Annotated in this window: 3 protein-coding genes; all 3 read right to left on the reverse strand. The window is 74.0% G+C overall.

What is annotated here, in order from left to right:
• Positions 1-314: 314 nt before the first annotated feature.
• Positions 315-1,451 (reverse strand): Rieske 2Fe-2S domain-containing protein, encoded by a 1,137-nt coding sequence (locus AC51EU_RS27500; RefSeq protein WP_496269789.1) that lies wholly within the window; start codon positions 1,449-1,451, stop codon positions 315-317.
• A 136-nt stretch (positions 1,452-1,587) separates the two neighbouring features.
• Entirely contained in the window at positions 1,588-2,505 is a 918-nt protein-coding gene (locus AC51EU_RS27505) for an MBL fold metallo-hydrolase (RefSeq protein ID WP_496269790.1), read from the reverse strand.
• A 153-nt stretch (positions 2,506-2,658) separates the two neighbouring features.
• Positions 2,659-4,422, reverse strand: a 1,764-nt coding sequence (locus AC51EU_RS27510; RefSeq protein ID WP_496269791.1) for a helix-turn-helix domain-containing protein, incomplete at its 5' end; no start/stop codon positions are given.

A 4,422-nucleotide genomic window follows, 5' to 3' on the forward strand; every position in this document is an offset into this window, starting at 1 on the left:
GCCGCGGTCCTCGGAATGAACGGCATGGTTTCCCCCTTGTGCTGCTGCCGCCGGACGGCGGCGTGCTGTGCTGACGTCAGATACACGTCCGAGCGGCAGCTCGTGCACGACACAGGGCGGCATGAGGCAGGTCACATTGTGGTGTGCTGTTCGGATTTTGCCTCAAGAGGGGAGACGGCCGCCGTGCGGCTACGACCGTCATGGGCACGCGAGGCCCGTCCAGGGCACCCGGGCCGACCGGACCGCAGGAACGGCCCGGACACGCCGCACACGCCGCCCGTCCACCGGACCGCTGCGCCCCGCCTACCGCCCGCTCACGCCCGATCGGCCGCCCCCTTCCGGAACTCCGTCCTGACGCCCGTCCCCACCTCCGTGCCCGTGGAGGCGGCCGTCCCGCGCGGCCCCGGTGCCGTTCCGCCGTCCTCCGGTGGGTGGAAGCGGCGGGCCCAGCGGCGGAACGGGCCGATGGGGCCGTCGCCGTGGGAGAGCCGGGGCGGCTGCTGGTACCGCTTGTGGTTCCAGATGGGGAAGTCGGCGGCGGTGAACTCGCAACTGGCCTTGAAGACGGGACGGTTCAGCAGGCGTGCGGCGGTCCGGCTCACCGCGCGGGCGAGGGGCGCGGGCAGGCCGGACGGCTCGGCGAAGGCGATGCGGTTGAGCTGCCGGAACTGCATGCGGTTGGGGCCGATCGCCGTCGGCATCACCATCGTGCACATCCGCAGCCCGATCCGGGGCGTGTGGACGTCGGCGTGCAGACAGGACAGCCCGTACCCGTCCACCTCCACCTCCACGATGAAGTTCCCCAGCAGCGGCGCCCGCTCGTGGGCCCGCATCGACACATGGAACGAATGGTCGTCGTACGCGACGGGGCCGCCGATCTCCGCCTTGGACCAGCCGTGCAGGGTGGCGAAGTGCCCGAGGTCCACGGAGTTCTCGATGACCTCCTGGGCGTTGCCCGCGAGTTCCCAGGCGGCGTGCCGGGCGGGCAGATGACCGATCCGGTGCCACTCGGGGATGGACCAGTCCGGCTCCCGTCCGTCGTGGTGCCGCCACACGAAGACCGCGCCGTTGACCTCGAGGACCGGCAGGGACGACAGCGGGGTCCGCGGCGGCGGGCTGCCGTACCCGGTCCGTACGCAGGAGCCGTCCGGTGCGAACGCGAAGAAGTGGAACGGGCAGACCAGTTCGTCCCCGTCGACCTTGGCGCCGCCGAGATGCGCGCCGAGATGCGGGCAGTACGGCCGTACGGCGCGGAGGTCGCCCGAGCCGGTGCGGTACAGCACGACGTCCTCACCGGCGAGCGGCCGGGTCAGTACCGTCCCCGGCCGCAGTTCGTCCGAGAACGCCAGCGCGGACCAGCCGCTCGGATACGGCAGCCCCGGTGCCCGCGCCGTATCGGCCGGAGTCGGTCCTTCGCTGATGACGCTCCTGTAGGTGCGTGACAGTCCCATGTTCTCCCCTCCTGGTCCCAGATGTCAGGAGAACGTTCCGCCGTCGGCGATGACGCCCCGTCCCTCCCCATGCCACCCGAACGAGTGGCGGCGACGACGCGCTGTTAACCGACGGGCCGGCCGCCGCGCCCGCCGTTCACCATCGCACCGCCGTGAAGTCGACCGGCCGGGGCCGCATCCGCCGCGCGCGGACCGCCAGGTCCTCCAGCCTCCGCGCCATCTCCGCGGCGGGCAGCTGCCGGCGGTCGCCGTGCCCGGGGAGCAGCCACGAGAACCGGAGACGGCCGGCCACCCGGTTCAGCGAAGCCGCCAGTTCCTCGACGGAGTACCAGGTGACGCTCTCCGCCACCTCGAAGTCACCCGTCGTCCGGGACCAGTAGAAGCTGTCGCCGCTGAAGCAGTACCGCGCGTCGGCGAGGTAGAGCACGCTCCCCTTGGTGTGCCCGGGCAGCGGCTGGGCCCGCACCCCTTCGGCGATCTCCACGGCCTCGGTGCCGCGCAGGACGCGGTCGGCGTCGGGGGCGGCGTCCAGGTCGCCCTCGTGGATCCACAGGCGCGCGCCGAAACGGTCGGCGTAGCGGCGGCCGTGCGCCGCGTGGTCCCGGTGCGTGAGCAGGACGTCGGTGACGGTTCCGATGTCCTCGTACCGGCCGGCCAGCTGCTCGCTCCAGCGCGGGGTGTCGATCATCATCAGCGTCCCGCCGGGCCGCCGCAGGAGGTATGCGTTGGCGCCGGCGGTGTGCGGGGAGTTGTGCCCGCACAGCAGGACGGTGTCGTCCAGGGCGAGGGGGAACGGGTCCAGCGCGACGGCCGGCCGCCCGGACCGGCGCCGCACGGACCGGGTGGGGCAGGCGAACGCGGCCGCGTGCAGCAGCCGTTCCTCCTCCGCCCCGTCGGGTTGCCGCAGTACCTCGGCGCGTCCGCCGACCTCGCCGATCAGCCCGGGGGCGAGCTGCCGGGCGACATCGCAGTTGGTGCAGCGGTCGTCCACGTACCAATCGGTTCCCACGGCCCCTTCGGCGCTCTCGGGGCGGGGTGTGCGTGCGTCGTCCACGGTGTGACCCACTTCTGGTGCGGTGTGCGCCGGCGTACCGGCCTGTGCCCCGAGGCTCCCCCGGTGGCACCCGGAAGCGGAAGGGGCACCGGATCTGGTTTCTTCCGCACGCGTGGTCTCTCACCCGGAGGACGGACACGCTGAGGCCGCTCGTCACTCCGGGGGCGCGCCGTACCGGGTGAGCCGGTGCAACCGCAGGGCCAGTTGGGTCTCCAGGGCACGGGAGGGACTGTTCCAGTCCGGTCCGAGGAGACGGGCGACCCGGTCCAGGCGCTGCACGACGGTGTTGACGTGCACGTGCAGCGCGTCCTTGGCGCGGGCCAGGCTGGCGCCGTGCGCGTAGTACGCGTCGAGGGTACGGACCAGCTCGGTGCCCCGCCTGCGGTCGTAGGCGAGAACGGGGCCGAGGACGCGCTCCACATGGCCCGCCACATCCGCGCGGTCGCCCAGCAGCACCCCGAGGAACCCCAGGTCACCGACGCTCGCGCCGTCCCCGGTACGGCCCAGGGCGTGCAGCGCGTCCAGGCAGCGGCGGGCCTCGCCATGGACGTCCGGCAGCAGCTCGGGGCGGTCGGCGGGCCCCGCCGCCCCGACCGTGACCGGGACGCCGAGGCCGCGGGAGAACTCCACGGCGAGGTCCTGGGCGACCGGCCCCGGCTCCCCGCCCGGGACGAGCAGCACGGTGTGCCCGTCACGGGTCCCGGCGAGGCCCCCGAGGGCACGCGCCCGGCGGGCCGCCTCACCGGCCAGCCGGGGCCGCAGCTCGGCGGCGGCGTCCAGCACGAACACCACCTGGGGCAGCGTGAGATTGACGCCCAGCCGGCGCGCCCGGAGGGTGAGGCTGCCCGTGTCGCGGGAGCCGTCCGGCTGCCCGGCGGCCAGCAGATCGTCGAGGAGCTCCCCGCGCACCCGGTCCTCGGCCTCGGCGACGGACCGCCGCAGAAGCAGCAGCAACGCGGTGACCAGGGCAGCGCGTTCGAACAGCCGCCGGTCGGCCGCCGTCAGCACGGACCGTCCGACGAGCACGATGCTCCCGAGCGGTTCCGAACCGGCCAGCACCGCGCACACCCAACTGCCGTCGACGGACACGGCGCGCCCCTGCGTACGGGACGCCTCCACGCCCTGCGGCGACGGCGTCACCGGGCCGGTCCCGACCCGGGCCAGTTCACTGCCGTCCGCGTCGTGAACGGCCAGACCACCACCGAACAGGGCGGCGATCTCCTGCGCCACGTCGTCGACCCCGCCGCCGCGCAGCACCAGGTCCGTGAGCCGGTCATGGGCGTCCGCCGCGCGCCGCAGCGCCTCGCTGTGGGCGCGGGCCGTCTCCCCGGCCGCGTTCAACTCGACGAGCGCGGACCGTGTCTCCTCCAGCAACCGGGCGCTGTCGATCGCGACGGCCGCGTGGTCCGCGAGCGAGGTGAGCAGGGCGATGGCGTCGGGGGCGAACTCCCGCGGGCTGCGGTCCGCCGCGAACAGCACACCGGTCACCCGCTCACCGACCCGCAGCGGCACGCCCAGGATGCCGCGCAGACCCTCCTCGCCCACACCGTCGTCGATGGACCGGGTGTGCCGGAAGCGCCGGTCGGTGCGGTAGTCGGCGCTGGTGTACGGACGTGCCGTCTGCGCGACCAGGCCCCCCAGCCCCTCACCCATGCCCAGGCGCAACTGCTGGAACGTCGCCGAGACCGAGCCGTCGGTCACCCGCATACAGGTGTCCCCGGCCACCGGGTCGGTGAGGGTGAGGTAGGCGACGTCGGTGCCCAGCAGCGTCCGCGCCCGGTGCACGATGGCGCGCAGCACCGCGTCGAGATCGCGCAGCGCGGCCAGATCCCCCGCGGTGTCGAACAGCGCGGCCAGTTCGGCGCCGCGCCGCCGGTGCTGGTCGAGGGTGCGGCGTATCTCCTGGGCGACCTCGGT

The organism is Candidatus Streptomyces philanthi (genome assembly GCF_059553635.1).

What these genes read in the sequence shown, in the direction of transcription:
- AC51EU_RS27500 (WP_496269789.1), bottom strand. Translation starts at nt 1,451, where the DNA reads ATGGGACTGTCACGCACCTACAGGAGCGTCATCAGCGAAGGACCGACT.